Source organism: Rhodococcus sp. C1 (assembly GCF_020809065.1).
Lineage (GTDB): Bacteria > Actinomycetota > Actinomycetes > Mycobacteriales > Mycobacteriaceae > Rhodococcus_F > Rhodococcus_F qingshengii.
The window spans coordinates 742,098-765,446 of record NZ_CP078080.1; the positions used below are offsets into that span (position 1 = coordinate 742,098).

Sequence of the window (23,349 nt, forward strand, 5' to 3'; positions counted from 1 at the left end):
GGATATGTTTCGCACGATGATGAAGTCGAAGATCCACCGCGCCACCGTGACTCACGCCGACCTGCATTACGTCGGCTCCGTCACCGTCGACCAGGATCTGATGGACGCCGCAGACCTCCTCGAAGGCGAACAGGTGTGCATCGTCGACATCGACAACGGTGCGCGTCTCGAGACGTACGTCATTGCCGGCGAGCGCGGAACTGGTGTCATCGGAATCAACGGTGCGGCAGCGCATCTGGTCAAGCCAGGCGACCTGGTCATCCTCATCGCCTACGGCGTGATGAACGAGCAGGAAGTCAAGGAGTACTCCCCGCGCGTAGTCTTCGTCGATGCCGACAACAAGCAGATCGAACTCGGTTCCGACCCGGCTCACGCGCCGGAGGGTTCGGGTCTGATCACCCCACGCATGCTGTCGACGCTCGAGGCCTCGCGCGAATCCAGCCTGGTGTAATCCATGCTGCTCACGGTCGACGTCCGGAACACCAACATCGTTCTCGGTCTGTTCTCCGGGACTGGTGAGTATTCGAAGCTGTTGCAGGACTGGCGAATGCGAACCGATCCTCGGATGACTGCCGACGAGTTGGCGTTGACCTTCCGTGGGCTGTTGGGTTCTCATGTCGATCAGATCACCGGCGTTGCGGCGCTGTCGACAGTGCCGTCCGTCTTGCGTGAAATCCGTGTGATGCTCGAGCGGTACTGGGGTCACGTTCCCCATGTGGTGGTCGAACCGGGTATTCGCACCGGTGTGCCACTGCTGGTGGACAACCCCAAAGAGGTGGGAGCCGACCGGATCGTCAACAGCCTTGCCGCTCACCATCTTTACGAGGGGCCGTGCATTGTCGTGGACTTCGGTACGTCGACCTGTGTCGACGTCGTTTCCGCCAAGGGTGAGTTTCTGGGCGGCTGCATCGCGCCCGGACTCGAGATCTCGACCGATGCCTTGGCGTCGCAGTCCGCTGCGCTGCGCAAGGTCGAATTGGTGCGCCCGCGTTCGGTGGTCGGCAAGAATACCGTCGAATGCATGCAGTCCGGTGCGGTATTCGGCTTTGCAGGCCTCGTCGACGGATTGGTCAACCGCGTCCGCGACGAACTACCGGAGTTCGGTGGTGACGACGTCTCCGTGATCGCGACCGGGGACAGCGCACCGCTGATCATTCCCGAGTCCGACACCATCGATCACCTCGAACGGGACCTCACCCTCGAGGGGCTGAGGTTGGTCTTCGAGCGCAATCAGGCGCGTCGTGGATCCGGTCGACGACCCGTCGCCTGATCGATGGTTTCGTTCCAGCGGTTTCGCGATTGCAAAAGTTATGCCACAATGGTGCTCGTGAATCGCTGCATGGGTGCTCAGGAGTGTTGTCGAGGCTGACCGCTGCCTTGACCAATTCACATTCCTTGGAGCTAGCTCGTGCTATCCACATATTCTGCAGATCTCTCTGTTTTGACCCCGACTCTCGCTGCTGATCGTGCTGTTTCCGCAGGTCGTAGCGCTAATCGTGGGGCGTCCGGACGCCGTCCGAGTGTTGCGTCGTTGCCCACCCGCCTTCGCCCGGCCGATCTGCTGCGGCTGACCGACGAGGGAGCAAACGGCGTGCTCGACGGCCGTTTCGATCACCTCATCCCCGACACCTTCCCGACGCTCGACCGTTGGTCCACCCGCTTGCACGCGGACGACGACGTCGATGTGTGGCTCATCAGTTGGGTGCCCGAACGCAACACCGAATTGCACGACCACGCAGGCTCGTTCGGCGCCTTGACCGTCCTCAGTGGTTCGCTCACCGAATTCCGTTGGGCCGGTGACGCCCTGGTGGAACGCCAGCTCGATGCCGGCGATCAGGCTTCGTTCCCGCTCGGATGGGTTCACGATGTCGTGCGTTCGACGGATGCTCCCGGTGCTCCGATCGAAATCAGCTCTGATGCACCGACTCTGAGTGTTCACGCCTACTCGCCGCCGCTGACGGCAATGTCCTTCTACGAAGTGACGGATCACCGGACACTTCGCCGCACCCGTACCGAGCTGACCGACCTGCCCGAGGGGGGCACCAAATGACCATCGACCAAATGCTCGACGACGCTCGCGCACAGATCGATCGTATGTACGTCTTCCAGCTCACCGAAGCCTTCCACCGCGGCGCGATCTTCGTCGACATTCGCCCGCAGGCGCAGCGCGCCATCGAGGGAACTCTTCCCGGTGCACTCGCGATCGAGCGGAACGTGCTCGAATGGCGCCTCGACCCCACCAGCAGCGCACACCTCGCGTTGGCCACCGACCACGACGTCGAGTGGGTGATCGTCTGCTCCGAGGGCTACACCTCGAGCCTGGCCGCAGCGTCGTTGCAGCAGTTGGGTCTGCACAAGGCCACCGATCTCGTGGGCGGGTACCAGGCGATCAAGGCCGCCGGCCTGCTCGGTGCGCTGAGCGGAGTTCGTCATTGCTCCCGCGAGTTGGCGGCGGTTTCGGCTCATTGAGGTATTTGCTGTGCGCCTTTATTAACCGCGGGCGGTTAATAAAGGCGCACAGCGGGTCTGGCGGTACATCTTCGGGCTCATTCCGTGATGACGGGTGAACGCGGTTGTGAGGGCAAAGGGGCTCGAGTAGCCCACTTCTCGCGCGATCGACGACACCGTTCGTGCCGGGTCTGCGAGTAGATCCGCCGCCACGGACAGTCGCCACTCGGTCAGATAGCCGACAGGTCCGATCCCCATGAGGCTGGTGAACCGGCGCGCGAAGGCCGCTCGCGAGCTGCCGGCCTCCTGGGCCAAAGCCGCGACCGTCCAGGGGTGTTCCGGCCGATTGTGTATGAGCCGCAAGGCATGCCCGATGATGGGATCCTCGTAGGCCTTGATCCATCGCGGTGATCGATCCGGGTTCGCCGCGAACCAGGTACGGACCGCCGAGATCAGAACCAGGTCGAGGAGCCTGTCCAACAACACTTCCTGTCCGGGCCCGTCGGCGGCGATCTGTTGTTCCAGAAGGTTTGTCATCGGCGCGGTTTCGATGCTGCGTCGCACTACCGCGACGGGTGTCAGGCTGTCGAGGATCTGACGGCTGACATAGGAGTCCAAACGGTATGTGCCCGTGAGCATGACGGTCTGACCACTGGTCGAGTTGCCCCAGGTGCGAACGCCGAGAACCGACATGTCCTCGAGTGGTGTGCCGTCGACCGCAGCGCAATTCTGTGCTTCGTCGATCAGTACGTGGACTGGTGTGTCCGGGTGATCGGCGACCGTATACGGATCGGGGCCGCGCAACAGTGCAACGTCGCCGGCCTCGAGATCTTCTGTCTGTCCGGTGTCGGAGACGACGACCGCGCTGCCTCGAACCAGAACCAGCACGGTGATCGGTGCGTGGTCCTCGATACGTAATGACCACGGTGGATCGAGCAGCGAGCGCAGTAGAAAAGCGCCCTCCGCCCGCGATCCGGCCAGCATCATCGACAATGCATCCATGCTTCGACCGTAGACGCTGGCGTATGTTTTTGCGACCTTCGGCTATGGATCGTATTGACGCTCCGCGGTCGAATGAGTGCATGACGACAACAAGCGACATTCAATCGGCAGTAGTGATCGGTGGTACCGGCAAGACCGGTGCGCGCGTTGCGCAGAGGCTGACGGCGGTGGGAATCCGTACCCGAATCGCATCGAGAACATCCGGGGCGCGTTTCGACTGGAACGATCAGACGACGTGGCAGCCAGCAGTGTCCGGCGTCGACGTGGCATATGTGACGTATGCGCCAGATCTGGCTGTTCCGGAATCGAGCACCCACATCGAGGAGTTCGCGGAGCTTGCGTACCGCGAAGGGGTTCGTCGCATGGTGCTCCTGTCCGGGCGCGGTGAACCGGCGGCGCAGAAAGCCGAGCAGGTTCTCGCCGACAGCGGTCTGGAATGGGCTGTGGTGCGGGCCAGTTGGTTTGCCCAGAACTTCAGTGAGGGGTACCTACTCGATCCGATTCGGGAAGGCCACCTGGCACTTCCGGTCGGTGAGGTGGGGGAGCCGTTCATCGACGTCGACGATCTCGCCGACGTGGCGGTGGCCGCATTGACTCGAACCGACCTCCTCGGCCGAGTTCTCGAGGTGACAGGTCCGGAGTTGCTCACTTTCGCGGCGGCGGTGGATGCGATTTCGACGGCGTCGGGTCGTCTCGTGACATTCGAAAGAATTGGACTCAAACAGTTTTCCGACGGCATGGCGGAGGTCGGCGTCCCGAGTGACGTCGTGGAGTTACTCAGGTACCTGTTTGCCGAGGTTCTCGACGGACGAAATCAAAGTGTGACCGGCGTCGTCGAAGAGGTCCTGGAACGACCCGCTCGAGATTTCACCACTTTTGCCGCCGAGGCTGCTCGAACGGGGGTCTGGTCGTGAAGAAATCCGAGATCTTCTTGGAGTTGCTCGTCGGCGTGACTGCGCTCGGCGCGCTCGTTGCCGGTGGCGCGTTGTTCGCGTTCTCGGCCTTCGTAATGCCCGCTCTGCGGTCGGTCGATGCACACGCCGCGATCACGTCGATGCAGGCGATCAACGTCGAAGCACCGCGGAGCGCCTTGATGCTGCCACTCGTCGGATCGGCGCTCACCGCGATCGCCGCCGGAATCTGGGCAGCGATCTCCAGACCGGACGGCTGGGTCCTTGCCGTTGTCGGTTGCGTCGGGGTGCTCGCGTCCTTCGCGGTGACAGCGATCTACCACGTCCCCCGCAACGACGCTTTTGCCTCGGTCAGCGCTACCGATGCAGCCGCATGGGCGTCGTACGAGGCGGGTTGGACGGTGTGGAATCACGTCAGGGTTGCGCTGTACTTCCTGTCGGGAATCGTGCTCGCGGTCGCCGCGGTGCTACCAGCAACAAACGCGGTGGACACGGCCCAGTAGTCTTGTACCCCGTGAGTGATGTAGAAGCCCAGCCAGTCGACGACACCCCCGAGCAGCTCCGTATCCGGCGCGAGAAGCGTGAACGGATCCTGGCGCAGGGGCAGGAGGCGTACCCGGTTTCGGTCGATCGCACCCACACGCTCGCGCAGATCCGCGCGGAGTACCCGGAACTCGAGCCGGACACGGCGACTGGTGTGCTGGTCGGCGTCGTCGGCCGCGTCATCTTCATGCGCAACACCGGCAAGTTGTGCTTCGCGACTCTGCAGGAAGGCGACGGTACCCAGCTGCAGGCCATGATCAGCCTCGCCGGCGTCGGCGAAGAGGCACTGGCTGCCTGGAAGTCCGACGTCGACCTCGGCGACTTCGTCTTCATCCACGGTGAGGTCATCAGCTCCCGTCGCGGCGAGCTCAGCGTGATGGCCGACGCGTGGCAGATCGCGTCCAAGTCGCTGCGCCCCCTGCCGGTTGCTCACAAGGAAATGAGCGAAGAGTCCCGGGTGCGTCAGCGCTACGCGGATCTGATCGTTCGCCCCGAGGCTCGGGACAACGCCCGCAAGCGCGTCGCAGTTGTCCGTGCGCTGCGCAATGCACTCGAGAGCCGCGGCTTCCTCGAGGTCGAGACGCCGATGCTGCAGACGCTGCACGGCGGCGCGGCAGCTCGCCCGTTCGTCACGCACTCGAACGCCCTCGACATCGACCTGTACCTGCGTATCGCGCCGGAACTGTTCCTCAAGCGTTGCGTCGTCGGCGGTATCGAGAAGGTCTTCGAGATCAACCGCAACTTCCGCAACGAGGGCGTCGACTCCACCCACTCGCCCGAGTTCGCGATGCTCGAGACGTACGAGGCCTACGGCACGTACGACGATTCCGCGAAGATGATTCGTGAACTCGTCCAGGAAGTTGCGCAGGAAGCATTCGGCACGCAGGTCCTCACCCTCGCCGACGGTTCCGAGTACGACGTCAGTGGCGAGTGGCAGGTTCTCGAGATGTACCCGTCGCTGTCGGCTGCCATCGGCACCGAGGTCACGCCGGATACAACGGTCGACGAGCTTCTCGCTCTGGCGGAGAAGGTCGGCCTCGAGGTTCCCAAGGACAAGGGCTACGGCCACGGCAAGCTCGTCGAGGAGCTGTGGGAACACCAGTGCGGCGATCAGCTGTACGTGCCGACGTTCGTCCGTGACTTCCCGGTCGAGACGTCGCCCCTGACCCGTGATCACCGCAGCAAGAAGGGTGTCACCGAGAAGTGGGACCTGTACATCCGCGGATTCGAGTTGGCGACAGGCTACTCCGAACTTGTCGACCCGGTCATCCAGCGTGAGCGCTTTGTCGACCAGGCGCGCCTCGCGTCGGCAGGCGACGACGAAGCGATGGTGCTGGACGAGGAGTTCCTCGCCGCGATGGAACAGGGCATGCCGCCGACCACCGGCACCGGCATGGGAATCGATCGACTGCTGATGGCTTTGACTGGTCTCGGTATTCGCGAGACGATCCTCTTCCCGATCGTTCGTCCGTCCGCTCGCTAGCTTTACTTCGATCAAGGTTCGGCCGCACATGTTGCGGCCGAACCTTTTTCAGTTGAGGCGCTCCCAAGGTATTCGATAGTTCCCAACGACATTCGCCTGCGGCAAAGGATTCATCCATGCGCGGTCGCCCGAGTTTCGGACTCTCGAATTGTTGCGATGATTTGGTCGATCGTGCCCTGGTTGAGTGCGTCAGGTAGTCCCTGATCCGACTGGACAAGGAAGACCATGACCTCGGCTGTGGAGTATCCGGGTGTGGTGACGACATCGAATTGTGCTGAGGGCGGATAGCATTCGTTGTCCGCCGGGATATTTGTGACGGTTGCGGCGTACCGGATCGCAGGGCGTCCGGAGATGGTGAAATTCGTGGGTCCGCCGTAAGCGATACTGGCGAGAGTGCCGTTCTTGGAGGCGAAGATTGCGCTCGGTATAGGTCTTTTCTCGAGCCGTCGTCTGTCATGATTCCCCCGTCTGGATGCATCCCCCGATGCGTCGCGAGGAGCGTATCGGCACTGTCCTTGTCGCAAGACAAGTCGACCGGCATACCCGGTGGCGAGAAGTCCAAATCATCCTGACGAGCCGAGACAGGACGTTTGTCCAGGTGCTATTGTCGCTGCTTATCGAAGGATCTGGGGAGGAATGGTCGTGGTGAAAAAGGTTGTTGTCACGATGGTTGACGATCTGGACAAAAAATCACCCGCGGACGAAACTGTGGAGTTTTCCGTCGACGGAGTTGCTTACGAAATCGATCTCACCGCCGCCCACGCCGCGGAACTGCGCGATGCACTGAAAAAGTGGATTCCCCATGCGAGAAAGTCGAATTCCGCAAAATCGGCCAACGGATCGGTGGCCAAGTCTCGCCCAGTTGCCGACCGCGATCAGAGTGCCGCCATCCGCGAATGGGCCAAGGGTGCCGGCTTCGAGATTTCGGCCCGCGGTCGTATTTCCAGCGAGGTGCGCCGAGCCTACGAAAAGGCCGTCTGAAATGGATCGCGAATGGATTCGGGCGCATTTTGCCGAAACGGATTGATAACGCGTTCTAGTTTGTTAGCGTCTGCACGGTTCGCATCTCTCGTAGAGGAGTCGGTCGTGCAGAGAAACAGGTTGTTCGGGGGCGTGGTTCTTGCCGCTCTGATGCTCGTCGGGTTCACCTCCGTGGCTTCGGCTCAGGCTCCGTTGCCCGTGCCCAATGCCTTCCTTGCCGGTGTTCCTCAGGAGTTGGGAAATCCTGGCGGTTCAGCTCCTGGATCCAATGACTTTTCGTGTAAACCGACTGCCGAACATCCCAATCCGGTTGTGCTCGTTCACGGAACGGGTGGAAACAGGCAGACCAACTGGGCCACCTATGCGCCGTTGCTCGCCAACGAGGGCTACTGCGTCTTCGCGCTGACGTACGGCAACTTCCCCGAGCAACCGTGGCCGTTGTCGGCGATCGGTGGAATGCAGGAAATTCCTTCCAGCGCAGCACAATTGTCGAATTTCGTCGATCAAGTTCTTGATGCCACGGGTGCTACATCGGTAGATCTGATCGGACATTCCCAGGGCACCATCATCAACGGGTATTACGCGAAGTTCCTCGGTGGTGCCGACAAAGTGGACAACATCGTCTCGGTGGCGTCGCTGTGGAAGGGAACGCTCGGAAACGAGCAGGCAAGTGTCGGCCGCAGCCTTCGCGAACTCGGGGTATCCGAGGCAGCGCAGGCCGGATTCCCGATCTGCAAGGCATGTCTGAACATGGGGGCAGGCTCGGAGTTCATCGAAAATCTCCGTGCGGGAGGCGTTTACGCGCCGGGTGTTCACTACACGAACATCACGACCCGCCACGACGAACTGGTGCTGCCGTATACAAATGGGCTGGAGCCTGGGCCGAACGCCACCAACATCGTCGTCCAGGACGGTTGTGAGCAAGACATCTCCGATCACCTCGCCATCGCGGCATCGCTGCGCGCCGCGACTTTTGCTCTCAATGCACTCGACCCCGCGCATCAGCGGCCGGTACCGTGCAACTCGGTATTGCCCGTCGTGGGTTGATCACTATGCGGAGGCCTTCGGTGGGGATTCGAACATGCGTGGGCGCTCTCGCTGTGGCGGGAGCCGTGGCCGCGTCCGCGCCGTCTCTTGCGTCGGCGAACGAACCTCTTCCCGTTCCGTCCGGTTTCCTCAGTGGAATCGCCCTCGAAGCGACCAACCCGGGCGGATCGGCCCCTGGCACCAACGACTTCTCGTGCACGCCTTCCGCTGCTCATCCTGATCCAGTCGTCCTGGTGCACGGGACGGCGGCCAACCGTCAGACCAATTGGGGCGTACTCGCACCCGTACTGGCCAACGAGGGATACTGCGTTTTTGCGCTCACCTTCGGGAATCGGACGGACCAGCCGTGGCCGATTTCCGCGGCCGGCGGTCTCGCACCACTCGGAGACAGCGCAGGGCAGCTGTCGGACTTCGTCGACGACGTTCTCTCTGCGACGGGTGCCTCGAAGGTCGACCTGATCGGACACTCTCAGGGGACGACGGTCAGTGCGTACTACGTCAAGTTCCTCGGCGGCGACGCGAAGGTTTCCAAGATCGTCTCCATCGCTCCGTTGTGGGACGGCTCGGAGGTCGGGCCGCCGGAAGGCGTCGGGGGACCGGATTTCGACAACGCCACCTTCGTGACCGAACTGCGCGACGCGGGCGTCTACTCCGATGACGTCGAGTACACCAACATCGTGACTCGGTTCGATCAAGTGGTCGTTCCGTACAGCAGCGGAATACTGGCCGCGTCGAACGCGTCGAACATAGTTGTTCAGGACGGTTGCGAGCAGGACCTGTCGGATCACATCGCGCTGGTGGCGTCGCAGCGAACGGCGACTCTGACGCTCAACGCGCTGGATCCGTCGAATCCGCGTGAGGTGCCGTGCGCTCGGGTACTCCCGATATTCGGCTGATCAGGCGTCGAAAATCGCTGTTCGCTTCAGGCGTACAGGAACCGGGAAACGATTCCCTCAGCTGCGACGTTGTGAACGGTAAGCAGTCCGGCTTCCGCCGCCAATCGGGTGGAGGAGCAGCAGGTGGACTTCGCGCCCTCTAGAGTAATAAGTGGGGTCGTGCAACCTTTGTCGATTCGTGGACGTCAGTCCGCTGACCGGCGAGGCGATCAGTCTGTAGTGCCGGAGCGAAACGCGGCGACCAGGGACGAGACATCCGGTCTCGAACCTGCCCGCCGGAGAGTGTGAGGGAGAGCGATGTTCGAGAGGTTCACCGATCGCGCGCGGCGCGTTGTTGTCCTGGCTCAAGAAGAAGCCAGGATGCTCAACCACAACTACATCGGCACGGAGCACATCCTTCTCGGCCTCATTCACGAGGGCGAAGGTGTTGCAGCCAAGTCGTTGGAGTCGTTGGGTATCTCCCTCGAGGGAGTCCGCAGCCAGGTCGAGGAGATCATCGGCCAGGGCCAGCAGGCTCCGTCCGGTCACATCCCCTTCACACCGCGCGCCAAGAAAGTCCTCGAGCTGAGTCTGCGCGAAGCGCTGCAGCTCGGACACAACTACATCGGTACGGAGCACATCCTGCTCGGTCTCATCCGTGAGGGTGAGGGCGTAGCAGCCCAGGTTCTGGTCAAGCTCGGTGCCGATCTCAACCGCGTCCGCCAGCAGGTCATCCAGCTGCTGTCGGGCTACCAGGGCAAAGAGCCCACCGAAACCGGTGGCACCCGCGGAGAGGCCGGCACGCCGTCCACCTCGCTCGTGCTCGACCAGTTCGGTCGCAACCTGACGCAAGCTGCCCTCGAAGGCAAGCTGGACCCGGTCATCGGCCGCTCGAAGGAAATCGAGCGTGTCATGCAGGTTCTCTCGCGTCGTACCAAGAACAACCCGGTTCTCATCGGTGAACCCGGTGTCGGTAAGACCGCTGTGGTCGAGGGCCTGGCTCAGGCAATCGTCAACGGTGAGGTCCCCGAGACCCTCAAGGACAAGCAGCTGTACACGCTCGACCTCGGGTCGCTCGTGGCCGGCAGCCGTTACCGCGGTGACTTCGAAGAGCGCCTGAAGAAGGTTCTCAAGGAGATCAACACCCGCGGCGACATCATCCTGTTCATCGACGAGCTGCACACCCTCGTGGGTGCGGGCGCGGCCGAAGGCGCTATCGACGCGGCCTCCATCCTCAAGCCCAAGCTTGCTCGCGGTGAGCTGCAGACCATCGGTGCCACCACGCTCGACGAGTACCGCAAGTACATCGAGAAGGATGCTGCTCTCGAGCGTCGTTTCCAGCCCGTTCAGGTGGGCGAGCCGACCGTCGAGCACACCATCGAGATCCTCAAGGGTCTTCGTGACCGCTACGAGGCTCACCACCGTGTCTCCATCACGGACGGTGCTCTCGTGGCAGCGGCGACGCTGGCCGACCGCTACATCAACGACCGTTTCTTGCCGGACAAGGCGATCGACCTCATCGACGAGGCGGGCGCGCGAATGCGCATCCGTCGGATGACTGCACCGCCAGACCTGCGCGAATTCGACGATCGCATCGCCGACGCGCGTCGCGAGAAGGAGTCCGCGATCGACGCGCAGGACTTCGAGAAGGCTGCGAACCTGCGTGACAAGGAGAAGACCCTCGTTGCTCAGCGCGCTGAGCGTGAGAAGCAGTGGCGTGCGGGCGACCTGGACGTCATTGCCGAGGTCGACGACGAGCAGATCGCCGAGGTTCTGGGCAACTGGACCGGTATCCCCGTCTTCAAGCTCACCGAGGAGGAGACCACTCGTCTGCTCCGCATGGAAGAGGAACTGCACAAGCGGATCATCGGCCAGGAAGAGGCGGTCAAGTCCGTCTCGAAGGCGATCCGTCGTACGCGTGCAGGTCTGAAGGATCCCAAGCGTCCCTCGGGCTCGTTCATCTTCGCCGGCCCGTCCGGTGTCGGTAAGACGGAGCTCGCGAAGTCGCTCGCCAACTTCCTGTTCGGCGACGACGACGCTCTGATCCAGATCGACATGGGCGAGTTCCACGACCGCTTCACCGCTTCGCGTCTGTTCGGTGCCCCTCCCGGGTACGTCGGGTACGAAGAGGGTGGCCAGCTCACCGAGAAGGTGCGCCGCAAGCCGTTCAGCGTCGTGCTGTTCGACGAGATCGAGAAGGCACACCAGGAGATCTACAACACCCTCCTGCAGGTGCTCGAGGACGGCCGTCTCACCGACGGTCAGGGACGTACCGTCGACTTCAAGAACACGGTGCTGATCTTCACGTCCAACCTCGGTACGTCGGACATCTCCAAGGCAGTCGGCCTGGGCTTCAGCTCGGGAACGGGCACGGAGTCGAACTACGAGCGCATGAAGCTCAAGGTTCACGACGAGCTGAAGAAGCACTTCCGTCCCGAGTTCTTGAACCGTATCGACGACATCGTCGTCTTCCATCAGCTCACGAACGAGCAGATCGTTCAGATGGTCGACCTGATGCTCGCTCGCGTCGAGGCGGCACTCAAGAACAAGGACATGGCCATGGAGGTCACCGACAAGGCCAAGTCGCTTCTGGCCAAGCGCGGATTCGATCCGGTACTGGGTGCACGACCGCTGCGTCGCACCATCCAGCGCGAGATCGAGGACCAGATGTCCGAGAAGATCCTCTTCGGAGAGATCGGACCCGGCCACATCGTGCTCGTCGACGTCGAGAACTGGGACGGCGAAGGCTCGGGCGAGGACGCGAAGTTCACGTTCACGCCTACCAAGAAGCCGATCGACGTGCCGGACGCACCGCCGATCGAGCTGACCAAGGCCGGCGAAAGCGAAAGCGCAGCAGAGTAGTACAGCAGAGTAGGTAACGAACGGGCGGCACCTCACCGGTGCCGCCCGTTTCGTGTATCACGGGAGAGGGCGTACACATGAACGACATCGAACTGGGTCACCTGCGTCGTTGCGTCGAATTGGCAACGGAAGCATTGGATGCGGGCGACGAACCTTTCGGTTCCGTCCTGGCAGCGGCCGACGGAACATTTCTGGCGGAGGATCGAAACCGGATCGCGGGCGGCGACAACACTCGCCACCCCGAGTTCGAGCTGGCTCGGTGGGCGGCTCAGTATCTGACGCCGGACGAGCGTTCGACGGCAACGGTGTTCACTTCGGGAGAGCACTGCGCGATGTGTTCGGCCGCGCACGCGTGGGTGGGCCTCGGACGTATCGTCTACATCTGCTCTTCGGCTCAACTCGGCGACTGGCTCGCGGAGTGGGGTGTGTCCCCGGCGCCGGTGAAGTCTCTGTCCGTCAACGAGGTTGCGCCGAACGTCCCGGTCGAAGGCCCGGTGCCGGAGTTGGTTCCGCTGGTGCGAGAACTGCATCGGAAGTTGCATTCGCCGAGTGCTTGACGGGCACACACAAACGGGCGGCACCTCGCTGGAGGTGCCGCCCGTTTGCGTGTGAAGTCAGGAAACTGCGTCGACCGCTCGAACCTTCTCTCGCAGTTCACCCTTGACGACCTTGCCGCTTGCATTGCGCGGCAGTGCTTCCACGACGACGATGTCCTTCGGGTGCTTGTAGCGCGCGAGACGATCGTTGAGGAAGCTGCTCAGCTCCTCGATGGTCAGGTCCACGGCTGAACCTGGCGCCATCGCGACGATCGCTACGGGCACCTCGCCCCACTTGGCGTCGGGGCGGCCGACGACGGCCGCTTCGACGATCAATTCGTGTTCGTAGAGGACGTTTTCCACCTCCGCGCAGTAGATGTTCTCTCCGCCGGAGATGATCATGTCCTTCTTGCGATCCACGACGTAGACGAAGCCTTCGTCGTCGACTCGAACGAGATCGCCGGAGTGGAACCATCCACCGTGGAAGGCGTCAGCGGTGGCGGTGGGGTTGTTCCAGTATTCGCTCATCATCGTGGGCCCGCGGTAGACGATTTCACCGATTTCACCGGGCGCCACGTCGTCCATGTTCTCGTCGACGACCCTGGCCGAGATGGTCGGGATGACCCGACCGACGGATCCGAGCTTACGAATCGCATCCTCGCCGTCGAGAACGCAAGTGATGGGCGACATCTCGGTCTGACCGAAGACCGCGACATTGAATGCGTCCGGGAAGGTTTCGGCCATTGCCCGCAGGATCGTGTCGGACGACGGTGCGGCGCCCCACGAGATGTTCTTCAGCGACAGTGCTCGCGGTTGCGCCTTCTGTACGGCGCACACGGCCTGCCATTGCACGGGCACGAGGAACAAGCTGGTGACCTTCTCGGCTTCCAGGATGTCGAGTAGTTGACCCGGGTCGAATGCGCCGACCGGATGGATCACCGTGGTCGTGCCGAGTTGCAGGCTCGGCGCTATGGAACCGAGGGCTGCGATGTGGAACATGGGCGACGCGCAGAAGCCGATGGAATCGGCATTGAACAGGTGGAAGGCCCTGATACAGGTCAATGCTTGCGAAGACAGGTTGGAGTGGGAGAGCACCGAGCCCTTGGGGCGACCGGTGGTTCCTGAGGTGTACATGATGAGTGCAGGAGTGTCGTCCGGGATGTCGACGAACGCGTGCGACTCGCCCTCTTCGCTGATCAAGTCCTCGTAATTCAGGCTGTCACCCTCGGCGGGGGCGCCTACGGTGATGGAGATGTCGATACCCTCGGACGCGGCTCGCGCAGCTCCGGCCAACGGAGCCAACGGTCCTTCGGCGACAATGACTTTGGAGCCGGAGTCGTTTACCAGATAAGCGACCTCGGGTGGTGTCAGACGGAAGTTCACCGGAACAGCGATGGCGCCCAGTGCGTTGGTCGCGAGCACGACCTCGAGGTATTCGGGGCGGTTGAGCATCAGGATGAGCACGCGGTCGCCGAAGCTGACGCCGCGTCGGGCAAGAGCGTCCGCCAGCTTCTCGACGCGTGCGTCGAGGGTGCTCCAGGTGATGGAATCGCCGAGGAATCGCAGTGCGGTGCGATCGGGAATCATCTGCGCATGCCTGGCGATCTGATTGTTCCAGTTGGTGCGGCGTGAACGCTGCGCCTCGGAGACTGCATCGGTGGAGGCCATCGATGGGTTCCTCTCATGCGTGGGTGATTGTGTGACTCAGGCTACAGTGAGCCGTCGATTCGTACAGTGGTTTTGTTAACGAAAATTCGCAGTGATTACTTGAAGTGGGGCGCGCGTTTCTGCAGCATCGCCATCGCGCCTTCTTTGAAGTCCTCGCCAGTGAGAAGTTCTGCCTGGCCGGTATTTTCGAGCTCCAGCGCAGCATCGAGGCGGTCCAGTGTCGCCGCATTGAGCGCGCGCTTGGTGAGTTCGAGGGCGCGTCGGGGAGCCTTCGACGTGCGATCGACGACGGAGTCGACGAGTGCGTCGAACGCGTCGTCGGCGACGGTGCGGGACACGAGCCCGAACCGCTCTGCGTCCTCGGCGGAAACTCGCTCGCCCAGCAATGCCATCTCGGCCGCTCGGGCACGTCCGATCGCTGCCGGTACCAACGCACTGGCGCCGCCGTCGGGCATCAGGCCGATGTTGACGAAGGAGAGGAGGAAATAGGCGCTCGATGCGGCGTACGTCAGGTCCGCGGCTAGAGCGATGGACACGCCGACGCCGGCGGCCGGACCGTTGACCGCGGCGATCACCGGGACCGGGGCGCTGGTGATGGCGCGAATCAGCGAAGTCGCCGCATCCATGACGACTTTCGGGTCTGCGGGGTTGGCGGCCGCTGCGGCGAGGTCGGCTCCGGTGCAGAACGCTCGACCGGATCCGGTGATGACGATGGTGCGAACGGCCGGGTCTGCGCCGCCGTCGTGGACGGCAGCTGCGAAAGCAGTCATCGTGGGCAGATCGATCGCGTTCATCCGCTTCGGGCGGTCGAAGGTCAATCGCAGTACACCGTCGGTGATTTCGGAGCGAAAGCCCGTCTCGGCGGTGGCGGTCATGCCGCGCTCACAGCGGTGACGAATCCGGAAAGCCGTGAAGTGATGAGGTGTTCGGCCTCCGAGACCATGCGGTCGATCATGTTTGCGACGGTCGGGATGTCGTTGATCAATCCTTGGCTCTGTCCGGCGGACCAGATGCCTGCATCGAGGTCGCCGTCCTCGAAGACCTTGCGTCCGCGGGCTCCGGCTACCAGATGCTGAATGTCGCTGAACTGCGCGTCGCCACGTGCTTCGATGTCGACGACCTCGGCACTGATCGCATTCGCGGCTACGCGCGCGGTGTTGTGAAGGGTCCGGAAGATCAGCTTGGTGTCGCGTTCGGTGTTTGCGACAATCTGCTCTTTAACCGATTGTGCGACAGGGGATTCCACGGTACACATGAAGCGAGTTCCCATGTTGACGCCGTCTGCTCCGAGCGCAAGCGCCGCGACGAGTCCACGTGAATCTGCGATTCCGCCTGAAGCGATCACCGGAATCGTGAGTTGCTGCGTGGCCGCCGGAATCAGAATGAGCCCTGGTATGTCGTCCTCGCCTGGGTGCCCGGCGCATTCGAAGCCGTCGATGCTGACGGCGTCGACGCCCAGTCTCTCGGCTTTGACCGCATGTCGAACTGCAGTGCACTTGTGGATAACCTTCACGCCCGCGTCCTTGAAATGCGGAAGATGATCGATCGGATTGGAACCGGCGGTTTCGACGATCTTGATCCCGGATTCGATGATCGCCTGGCGGTATTCGGCGTACGGCGGCGGCGTGATCGACGGCAGAATAGTGAGATTGACGCCGAAAGGCTTGTCGGTGAGATCGCGGGTTCGAGCAATTTCCTTGACGAGGTCTTCCGGTGTGGGTTGAGTGAGGCCCGTCAAGAACCCGAGGGCGCCGGAATTTGCCGTGGCCGCAACAAGTTCTGCCCGTCCCACCCACATCATGCCCCCTTGCACGATGGGATGGTCAACGCCGAACATTTCGGTGAAGCGAGTGCGAATCATTTGCTCACAACTACTTTCTTACGGTCGGTCATTCGGCATCGAACCCTCTTGCAGGCGAAGAAGACCTCACGCCGCAGGGAACGAGCCCGCCAGCGGACTACGTGCGAGGTTATGCGAATCGTCACTAACATAACACCGCTGAGAGAGCGGGTGTCAAGACTCTTTTTCCGGAATCCGTCCGCCGCTACAACTGCGTTGTAGGGTTTCGGGTGAAGCAGTACCGGGCGCGAATTGCGACCTTCGCGACGGTTAACATGATCCGTTCGGACTCGCGCCCGTGGAAGTGCGGTGCAGCGGACGAAGGCAGTGCAAGAGAAAGCAACGGAAGTGGAGGGTCAGGTGCCCGGACAGACACGCGTCTCCGTGCGTGGCGGCGACCCTGCACCACGGACGCGTCCGAAGAATCGGAAGGCGCAAATCGCGGCCGCTGCTGCGGAAGCATTCAGCGAACGTGGCTACCACGCGGTGGGCATCGACGAGATCGCAGCGAAGGTCGGAATTTCCGGTCCGGCCCTCTATCGTCATTTCCCCACGAAATACGCCCTGTTCGTCTACACCGTGAACAACCTGACGCAGGCGTTGTTGGATGCCAGCGATCCAGCTGTGCACGGAAACGAAAATCCACGCGAGCAGTTGAACTCCACGATGGTGGGTGTCATCCGCGCGACGATCGAGAATCGGCGCCGGGGAGGGCTCTACCGATGGGAGGGCAGGTATCTGGTCGACGAGGATCGTGAGCAATTGCGGGTGGGAATGCGCACGCTCAATCTTCGGATCGCCGAGCCGCTGGCAGCGGTTCGTCCGGAACTCGACCCGGCGGATGTAGAACTCATCGCGCCCGCCGTGCTCAGTGTGATCGCCAGTATCACCGGTCATCGATCCGCGTTGTCCGCCAAGCAGATCGAAGCGCTGATTCTTGCGGCATGCTGGTCCGTCATCGGCGTCGAATTGCCCGCTGCCGAGGAGGACGGCGCGAGGGCAGGGGCGTCCGAACGCAAAACAGGCCTCGTACGGACGTCGAAACGTGAAGTGCTGCTTCAGGAAGCAGTGTTGCTGTTCTATCAGCGCGGCTACCACGACGTGAGCATCGAGGAGATCGGTGCCGCGGCGGGTATCAACGCGTCGAGTGTGTATCGGCACTTCGCGAGCAAGGCCGACCTTCTTGCTGCGGCCTTCCACCGTGCGTCCGATCGTCTGACTATGACGTTGGGCTCGGCGTTGGCTGAGTCGGAGACTCCTCTCGCGGCCGTCGAGACGTTGGCGAAGATGTACGTCGAGGTTTCGTTCGGAACCAGCGAACTGTTGGCCGTGTACTTTGCCGAGATCGGCAGTTTGCCGGATCGATCACGGACCGAGTTGCGCAACATTCAGCGTTTGAACGTCGAGGAGTGGGCGCACTTGTGTGTCGAGGCGCGTCCGGAGTTGTCGATCGTCCAAGCGCGGTTTCTCGTCCACGCGGCGCTCGGACTGGTCTTCGACATCGGCCGAATCGTGCACTTTTCCTCGGAGAACTCCGCGCAGGCCCGCGTCGAGAAACTGCTGTCCGCGACGCTCCTCGGGTAGTCCCGTCCGAAACAGTAGGTGTGACTTCACGTATCGCGGGTAGGTTCGTGATCGCAAGGCGTTCACCGAATCATGTGAAGACGGAAGTAGGGACAGCAATGCCAACTCGTACCGCACGCACCGCCTGGAACGGCACCCTCGAGGCCGGATCGGGACAGGTGGAACTCACCAGCTCGGGCGTCGCCACCTTCGACGTGTCGTTCCCCAAGCGCGCAGCTGAGGAGGCCGGCGGAACCACCAGCCCCGAGGAACTCATCGCCGCGGCGCATTCGTCCTGCTACGCGATGCAGTTGTCGGCCCTGATCGCCGAGGCCGGCGGGACCCCGCAGAGCCTCGACATCACCGCGGACGTGTCACTCGGCCCCGACGCGGTCGGATTCAAGCTCACCGGAATCAAGCTCACCGTTCGCGCCGAGGTCGACGGCCTCGACGCCGACGGTTTTGCCAAGGTTGCCCAGGCGGCCAAGGAAACCTGCCCGGTCAGCAAGGCACTGACCGGCGTAGACATCACGTTGGATGCGGCCCTGGACTGATCATCTCGCGCTCGGGCGCCCCCTCCGGCGCCCGAGTGCGGTGGTGTGTGACGACCAGGTAGCTCGCGAACAGGATCGGGAGCACCCACAGGTCCGAGGGATCGCGATAGACCAGGATCGGCAAGAGATCTCCGCGGAATCCTCCTGCGGTCAGGCGGAGAAACCCGATCACCCACTCGTATGCGTCGCCGATCGGCGATATCACCTTCACGGCGGCGAAGCCGATCCCCGTGACCGCGATGGACCAGGCGATCGCTGCTCGCCCCACCAGACTTCGCCTGAGCACCTCGAGAACCGAGAGCAGAAGCAGGGGAAGCAGGAACACACCGGCAACGTCGGACAGCTTGCCCGTCATCGTGTTCCCGAATGCCCCTTTGAGTACGTGGTCGTTGATCAAGATGACGGCCACCGAGACCAGTGCCCACGGATTCAGCAGCAGATCGCCCGGACGGTTCACGACAGGTTGATGATTGCCGAGCCGGACGAGAACAGATCGCACTTGAACTGAAGGCGCAGACCGGTGGCGGCTTCGGGGACCTCGTACGCCAATTCGCCTCGCTTGGCAGCGCCCGGCGCGAGCTCTCCGTCGACACTCGACGTGCTGCTGTCGGTGAACGTGATGTTGTACGACTTGTTTGCCGAGTCCTGCAGTTCGAAGCACATCATCGACGAGACCGTCGACGGCTTGTCACTGTTGTTGGTGACCTCGGTGTCGACCACGACGTAGCGGTTTCCGGGATCAGCGGTGATGAACTGATTGGTCGAGACGTAGGGATCGACGACGCCGTGTACCTGGACGCGCCAGTCGCCCAGTTCGACGACGTCACCGATTCCGAAGGCGGCCGCAGGTGCGGCGGAAGAACCGTTGTCGTCGACCTTCTTCGCTTCGTCGGTCTCGCCCGAGGCGATGGTTGCGAACAGGGCTGCGCCGACGGCGAGGAGGGCGAGGGGAGTGCGGAGTGATCGCATGATGTGCGCCTTTCGAGAGTTGGTATGGCACAAGTCAACGATGTGCGGACTGCCCACCGCTTCGGTCGAAAGATCGGTCCGCCTCATCCTTTCGGTCGGAGCCTGGCGGTTCGTCCACCCGTTCGGCTGATTCGAGGCGTCGGTGGCGGTGGATACGCTTGCTCGGTGATCACCACCAAAGGAACCGTTGTGCGACGACGCGTATGGACTACCGCCGCTGTCGCGTTCAGCCTTTTCTGTTCCTTCATGACGGTGGGCATCGCAGGCGCGTCGGGAAATATGCCACCGGTATTGGTCGGTATCGGGTTCGTCCTGGGCGTGGCCGGTGGGATATCGCTTGTGTGGCGCCATCAGTATCCCTGGGTGGTTCTGGCGATCACGCTGGTCGGCCCGTTGTTCTTCCCCACCGATGCGACGGCGGCGCTCATCGCATTGTTCGCCGTTGCTCGAATCGCGCGTGGGCCTCGGCTTGCTGCCGCTGCGGCAGCTGTCTTCGTCGCGTGCGGAATTTCGTTGACCTACGACGCTTTTCGCAATCGTGAGTACTCCGTTCTCACGATGGGAACGATGAAACCCAAGGACGGTTCGGCGGTCGTTCAATACGACGTCGCCATCTGGATCCCGTGGCTCGTCGCAGCCGTCATGGCCGGCATCGTCGTGGCGCTCTCGCTCCTGATTCGGACCAGAACCGAACTCGTCGAGGCCGAACACGTACGGGATCTTGCCACCGAGAAAACAGACGTGATGCGCGACGAGATGATTCGCACCGAGGAACGAACGCGGATCGCGCGCGACATGCACGACACGATCGCGGCCAGTCTGAGCCGGATTTCGTTGTTCGCCGGTGGGTTACAGGTCAGCGCGGCAGACAATCCCGAGAAGGTCGTCAACACCGCTGCGATGATCAGAACCACCGCGCACGAGGCTTTGGACGAATTGAAGGGAATCGTCGGAGTGCTCAGGGGAAGCGGTGATCGCCGCGAACACGGCGGGCACCAGGGGATCGACGCGATCGGCGATCTGGTCAACGGTGCACGCGCCGCGGGCATTCACTGCCGTCTCGAATCGGAGTTGCTCCCGGGTGATGTCGGAATGCTGGCGGGGCACGTCTGTTATCGCGTCGTTCAGGAATCGTTGACCAACGTCCAGAAGTACGCGAGCGACCAGATGCTCGTCGTTTCGGTGACCGGGTCGCCGCACGACGGAATTCGTATCCTCGCACGCAACAAGCTGAGCGAGCTTGCACCCATGACGTCGATCGGTTCGCGGTCCGGCTTACGCGGGTTGGCCGAACAGGCAAGAGAAATCGGCGGCAAGGTGGAGGCAGGCGCGCTGGGGGACGATTTCCTCGTCAGTTGCTGGGTGCCCTGGTCGTCGTAACCCTCCCACCCTCCGACTGTCGGGGGCTCTGGGTAATCTGAGCGCACTATGGACGCTGACTCGCGCATCACAGTTTTGATCGTCGACAACGACGCCTGGGTTCGGCGCGGAATGAAGGACATCCTGGAAGCAGCGCCGGACATCGTGGTGGTTGCCGAGGCCGAGGACGGCGATCAGGTCGCAGCCAAAGTCACTCGGTTTCGTCCGCACGTGGTGCTGATGGATCTGAAGATGGCACGGGTCGGTGGCTTGGAGGCCACCCGAGAGTTGATGACCATGAGCAATCCGCCGAAGGTCATCGCGATGACCGCCTTCGACGTCGACGACATGGTCGTGCAAGCGGTCGAGGCGGGCGCGCACAGTTTCCTGAGCAAGGACGCGGCCCCACAGGCGTTCCAGCAGGCAGTACGGGTGGTGGCGTCGGACCACTCGTTGTTCAGCTCCGATTCTCTACGTGCCATCGTGGCCTCGGCGCCGCGTCGGCAAGCACCCGACCTGACTCCCCTCGCTTCGCTCACCGAGCGTGAGCGCGAAGTGCTGACAATCCTGGCGACAGGCGCGGCCAACAGCGTCATCGCGGAGCGGCTGTACCTCGGTGAGACCACCGTCAAGACGCATATCTCCTCGTTGTTCGCCAAGCTCGGTGTGCCCAACCGGGTGAGTGCGTCGTTGATCGCGTTCCGGTGTGGTCTGGTCACGTGATTCTGTGACCTCGTGACGTGAGCCGGGACTAATCCCGGCCCTGTTCGTTGTTGCACCTTCGGTGACTGATCAAATCGTGATTGACCAAGACGTGACCATCGAAGTGTGGTCTGACGTCGCTTGTCCGTGGTGCTACATCGGAAAGACCAGGTTCCTTTCGGCTCTGGATCGTTTCGAGAACAAGGACCGCGTCAACGTCATCTGGCGCTCGTACCAGCTCGCTCCGGAGACCCCGGTGGGAGAGGGACGAACCGAACTCGACGCCTTGGTCGAGATGAAGGGGATGGCGCCTGAACAGGTACGTCAGATGTTCGCCCACGTCAGCGCGACGGCAGCCGAGGTCGGCTTGACCTTGGACTTCGACACCGTGATCGCCGCCAACACCTTTGATGCGCACAGGTTGCTGCATCTCGCGGGTGAGCGGCAGAACGAACTCCTCGAAGCGCTGTTCAAAGCGCACTTCAGCGACGGCAAGGTGATCGACGACCGTGAGGTGCTGGTCGAGCTGGCCGTGAGCGTCGGCCTCGACGCCGACGTCGTGCGCGAGCAACTGGGCTCCGATGCCGCAGCCGAGGCTGTTCGCGAAGATCTGTCCATGGCCCGCCAACTGCAGGTCAGCGGCGTTCCGTTCTTCGTCGCCAACCGTGCGGTCGCAGTATCCGGCGCTCAACCCGAAGAGGTGTTTCTGCAGTTGCTTACTCAGGCCTCCGAACCGGCCTGAGTAAGGCGAGCGGCACGAACTGCCGGGGCGTTCGAGAACGGCAACAGATGTGCACCGTCGTCGGGGCAGGAAAGCGTGACGTGCGCTGCATCGACGAACCGGTACGGCTGCGCTGCAACAACTCCGGCAAGGTTCTTGCGCAGACGCGACATCTCGGCCCGCGCGGTCACCGTGCGGGCCGGGTCACCGAAAAGATCCTGCGCCAACCGCGATGCGGTCAGTCCACGCCTCTCGGATCCGAGGAGAAACAGAATCTCCGCATGCCGCTGGGTCGGGGAGTAGGCCCATTCGCCCAACCCCGACGTGACGGTCACCGACATGTTCTCGGAATCGCGCAGATCGATATGCACCGTGGGCGCACTGATTTTCTCGCCGGTGGCGATCGGCCGGACCACCCACCCGCCGGGAAGTGGATCCAGTTCGCACAGACCCAAAGCGGGGAACCACGTCCTGCCGGGAGCCAAAGCCGCGGGGAGCAGCACGCGCGAGCGATGAGGTAGCGCATCGACCGCCGCTACCCAGCCATGAGTATCGATCACCAATGCCGGTGATCCGCTACGAGCAAGCATCGGCCCTGCAACAGAACGCAATTGATCGAGATTGTCCCGATGCTTGTCGCGCAGGTGTGATTGCGCGAGGCGTGCGACGGCGTCGACCAGAGCGAGTGTGGTGGGGTGGACGGTCTTGGCGGGACCACTGATGTCGACGACGCCGATGACACGGTCGTCCCGCGGATCGCGGATGGGTGCCCCCGCGCAGGTCCACGGATGATGGCTGCGCGCATAGTGTTCCGCCGAGAAGATCTGAACCGCCTGTCGTGACACCAATGCCGTTCCGATGGCGTTGGTGCCGACGCTGTCCTCGGCCCAGTTCGCACCCTCGACAAATCCCAGACGCGCAGCTTGGTCCAGTACTCGATGGGACCCGCTGCGCCACAGAACAGTTCCGCGAAGATCTGCGACGACCATGATGTTCTCACCGCTCGCGGTAACCGATTCGAGTCCACGCGTCACGTCGTCGAGCACGTCGTACAGTCCGGACTCACGACGACGGAGATCGAGTTCGGCGACGTCCATGGACGGTTCGACCCGGTTGTGTTCGGGGTCGATACCTAACTCGCGCAGGCGTTGCCACGATTGGCGGACCACGTCCCTGGGGCGGGCCGGTGCGCGGTCTCCGGCCATCGTCGCGTCGTACACCGCGGCGAGGGTCCTCGCGTAGTCGCGAGGATCCTCGCCGGGCGGCATCGCGGGCTCGGGCAACC

24 protein-coding genes are annotated in these 23,349 nt (G+C 62.5%); 17 read left to right on the plus strand and 7 right to left on the minus strand.

Annotated features, from left to right (window positions below):
• Nucleotides 1-4: 4 nt before the first annotated feature.
• The 4 genes from panD to KTR60_RS03410 all read left to right on the plus strand — a co-directional run bounded on the left by panD (nucleotide 5) and on the right by KTR60_RS03410 (nucleotide 2,469).
• Nucleotides 5-451 carry an aspartate 1-decarboxylase gene (panD, locus tag KTR60_RS03395; RefSeq protein WP_003945761.1) on the plus strand — a complete coding sequence of 149 codons (447 nt, stop codon included), beginning with the start codon at nucleotides 5-7 and terminating at the stop codon, nucleotides 449-451.
• A gap of 3 nt (nucleotides 452-454) precedes the next feature.
• Complete coding sequence (locus KTR60_RS03400) at nucleotides 455-1,270, plus strand: type III pantothenate kinase (protein WP_007726991.1); 816 nt, start codon at nucleotides 455-457, stop codon at nucleotides 1,268-1,270.
• 261 nt (nucleotides 1,271-1,531) lie between these two features.
• The gene (locus KTR60_RS03405) at nucleotides 1,532-2,050 is read left to right on the plus strand and encodes a cysteine dioxygenase (RefSeq protein WP_007726989.1); all 519 of its coding nucleotides are present in this window, start codon (nucleotides 1,532-1,534) and stop codon (nucleotides 2,048-2,050) included.
• Entirely contained in the window at nucleotides 2,047-2,469 is a 423-nt protein-coding gene (locus KTR60_RS03410; RefSeq protein WP_003945445.1) for a rhodanese-like domain-containing protein, read from the plus strand. The genes KTR60_RS03405 and KTR60_RS03410 overlap by 4 nt, the downstream gene beginning before the upstream one ends.
• Before the next feature lie 21 nt (nucleotides 2,470-2,490).
• On the opposite strand, the gene KTR60_RS03415 is transcribed toward KTR60_RS03410, so the two are convergent.
• On the minus strand, nucleotides 2,491-3,450 hold the full coding sequence (locus KTR60_RS03415; RefSeq protein ID WP_228401855.1) for an AraC family transcriptional regulator: 960 nt from the start codon (nucleotides 3,448-3,450) through the stop codon (nucleotides 2,491-2,493).
• 80 nt (nucleotides 3,451-3,530) lie between these two features.
• Between KTR60_RS03415 and KTR60_RS03420 the strand changes: the two genes are divergently transcribed.
• The 8 genes from KTR60_RS03420 to KTR60_RS03455 all read left to right on the plus strand — a co-directional run bounded on the left by KTR60_RS03420 (nucleotide 3,531) and on the right by KTR60_RS03455 (nucleotide 12,709).
• Nucleotides 3,531-4,364, plus strand: a complete 834-nt coding sequence (locus KTR60_RS03420) for an NAD(P)H-binding protein (RefSeq protein WP_050656737.1) — start codon at nucleotides 3,531-3,533, stop codon at nucleotides 4,362-4,364.
• Nucleotides 4,361-4,864 carry a DUF1772 domain-containing protein gene (locus KTR60_RS03425; RefSeq protein WP_042451953.1) on the plus strand — a complete coding sequence of 168 codons (504 nt, stop codon included), beginning with the start codon at nucleotides 4,361-4,363 and terminating at the stop codon, nucleotides 4,862-4,864. Before KTR60_RS03420 ends, KTR60_RS03425 begins: the two co-directional genes overlap by 4 nt.
• Nucleotides 4,865-4,875: 11 nt before the next feature.
• Nucleotides 4,876-6,387: a lysine--tRNA ligase gene (gene lysS / locus KTR60_RS03430; protein ID WP_003945834.1), complete on the plus strand. Its 1,512-nt coding sequence runs from the start codon at nucleotides 4,876-4,878 to the stop codon at nucleotides 6,385-6,387.
• Nucleotides 6,388-7,029: 642 nt separating this feature from the next.
• On the plus strand, nucleotides 7,030-7,368 hold the full coding sequence (locus KTR60_RS03435; protein ID WP_323374290.1) for an Lsr2 family protein: 339 nt from the start codon (nucleotides 7,030-7,032) through the stop codon (nucleotides 7,366-7,368).
• Between the two features lie 105 nt (nucleotides 7,369-7,473).
• A complete protein-coding gene (locus KTR60_RS03440; protein WP_416309255.1) occupies nucleotides 7,474-8,415 on the plus strand; it encodes an esterase/lipase family protein in 942 nt (313 codons plus the stop codon).
• Between the two features lie 5 nt (nucleotides 8,416-8,420).
• The gene (locus KTR60_RS03445; protein ID WP_371698843.1) at nucleotides 8,421-9,311 is read left to right on the plus strand and encodes an esterase/lipase family protein; all 891 of its coding nucleotides are present in this window, start codon (nucleotides 8,421-8,423) and stop codon (nucleotides 9,309-9,311) included.
• A 297-nt stretch (nucleotides 9,312-9,608) separates the two neighbouring features.
• The gene (locus KTR60_RS03450) at nucleotides 9,609-12,152 is read left to right on the plus strand and encodes an ATP-dependent Clp protease ATP-binding subunit (RefSeq protein ID WP_003945604.1); all 2,544 of its coding nucleotides are present in this window, start codon (nucleotides 9,609-9,611) and stop codon (nucleotides 12,150-12,152) included.
• 77 nt (nucleotides 12,153-12,229) lie between these two features.
• A complete protein-coding gene (locus KTR60_RS03455; protein ID WP_007726965.1) occupies nucleotides 12,230-12,709 on the plus strand; it encodes a nucleoside deaminase in 480 nt (159 codons plus the stop codon).
• Between the two features lie 57 nt (nucleotides 12,710-12,766).
• On the opposite strand, the gene fadD5 is transcribed toward KTR60_RS03455, so the two are convergent.
• From fadD5 to KTR60_RS03470, 3 genes are all read right to left on the minus strand, one after another.
• Nucleotides 12,767-14,356 carry a fatty-acid--CoA ligase FadD5 gene (fadD5, locus tag KTR60_RS03460; RefSeq protein ID WP_003945871.1) on the minus strand — a complete coding sequence of 530 codons (1,590 nt, stop codon included), beginning with the start codon at nucleotides 14,354-14,356 and terminating at the stop codon, nucleotides 12,767-12,769.
• A gap of 95 nt (nucleotides 14,357-14,451) precedes the next feature.
• Nucleotides 14,452-15,231, minus strand: a complete 780-nt coding sequence (locus tag KTR60_RS03465; RefSeq protein ID WP_162113924.1) for an enoyl-CoA hydratase — start codon at nucleotides 15,229-15,231, stop codon at nucleotides 14,452-14,454.
• Nucleotides 15,228-16,217: an NAD(P)H-dependent flavin oxidoreductase gene (locus KTR60_RS03470; RefSeq protein WP_228401857.1), complete on the minus strand. Its 990-nt coding sequence runs from the start codon at nucleotides 16,215-16,217 to the stop codon at nucleotides 15,228-15,230. The genes KTR60_RS03465 and KTR60_RS03470 overlap by 4 nt, the downstream gene beginning before the upstream one ends.
• A 339-nt stretch (nucleotides 16,218-16,556) precedes the next feature.
• On the opposite strand from KTR60_RS03470, the gene KTR60_RS03475 reads away from it, so the two are divergent.
• Nucleotides 16,557-17,780 (plus strand): TetR/AcrR family transcriptional regulator, encoded by a 1,224-nt coding sequence (locus KTR60_RS03475; RefSeq protein WP_042923747.1) that lies wholly within the window; start codon nucleotides 16,557-16,559, stop codon nucleotides 17,778-17,780.
• Between the two features lie 98 nt (nucleotides 17,781-17,878).
• Nucleotides 17,879-18,313, plus strand: a complete 435-nt coding sequence (locus KTR60_RS03480) for an OsmC family protein (RefSeq protein WP_042923588.1) — start codon at nucleotides 17,879-17,881, stop codon at nucleotides 18,311-18,313.
• Here KTR60_RS03480 and KTR60_RS03485 read toward each other — a convergent pair.
• Both KTR60_RS03485 and KTR60_RS03490 read right to left on the minus strand, forming a co-directional pair.
• Nucleotides 18,288-18,770, minus strand: coding sequence for a hypothetical protein (locus tag KTR60_RS03485; protein WP_042923589.1), 483 nt, complete (start codon nucleotides 18,768-18,770; stop codon nucleotides 18,288-18,290). The genes KTR60_RS03480 and KTR60_RS03485 overlap by 26 nt on opposite strands.
• The gene (locus KTR60_RS03490) at nucleotides 18,767-19,282 is read right to left on the minus strand and encodes a DUF4352 domain-containing protein (RefSeq protein ID WP_042923591.1); all 516 of its coding nucleotides are present in this window, start codon (nucleotides 19,280-19,282) and stop codon (nucleotides 18,767-18,769) included. Before KTR60_RS03490 ends, KTR60_RS03485 begins: the two co-directional genes overlap by 4 nt.
• A gap of 24 nt (nucleotides 19,283-19,306) precedes the next feature.
• On the opposite strand from KTR60_RS03490, the gene KTR60_RS03495 reads away from it, so the two are divergent.
• The 3 genes from KTR60_RS03495 (at nucleotide 19,307) to KTR60_RS03505 (ending at nucleotide 22,085) form a co-directional block, all read left to right on the plus strand.
• Entirely contained in the window at nucleotides 19,307-20,662 is a 1,356-nt protein-coding gene (locus KTR60_RS03495; protein WP_042923593.1) for a sensor histidine kinase, read from the plus strand.
• Nucleotides 20,663-20,710: 48 nt separating this feature from the next.
• Nucleotides 20,711-21,364 carry a response regulator gene (locus tag KTR60_RS03500; RefSeq protein ID WP_042451934.1) on the plus strand — a complete coding sequence of 218 codons (654 nt, stop codon included), beginning with the start codon at nucleotides 20,711-20,713 and terminating at the stop codon, nucleotides 21,362-21,364.
• A 91-nt stretch (nucleotides 21,365-21,455) separates the two neighbouring features.
• Nucleotides 21,456-22,085 (plus strand): DsbA family oxidoreductase, encoded by a 630-nt coding sequence (locus KTR60_RS03505; RefSeq protein ID WP_228232432.1) that lies wholly within the window; start codon nucleotides 21,456-21,458, stop codon nucleotides 22,083-22,085.
• Here the strand turns inward: KTR60_RS03505 and KTR60_RS03510 are convergent.
• Nucleotides 22,064-23,332, minus strand: a complete 1,269-nt coding sequence (locus KTR60_RS03510) for a GAF domain-containing protein (RefSeq protein ID WP_020968367.1) — start codon at nucleotides 23,330-23,332, stop codon at nucleotides 22,064-22,066. The genes KTR60_RS03505 and KTR60_RS03510 overlap by 22 nt on opposite strands.
• Between the last annotated feature and the right edge of the window lie 17 nt (nucleotides 23,333-23,349).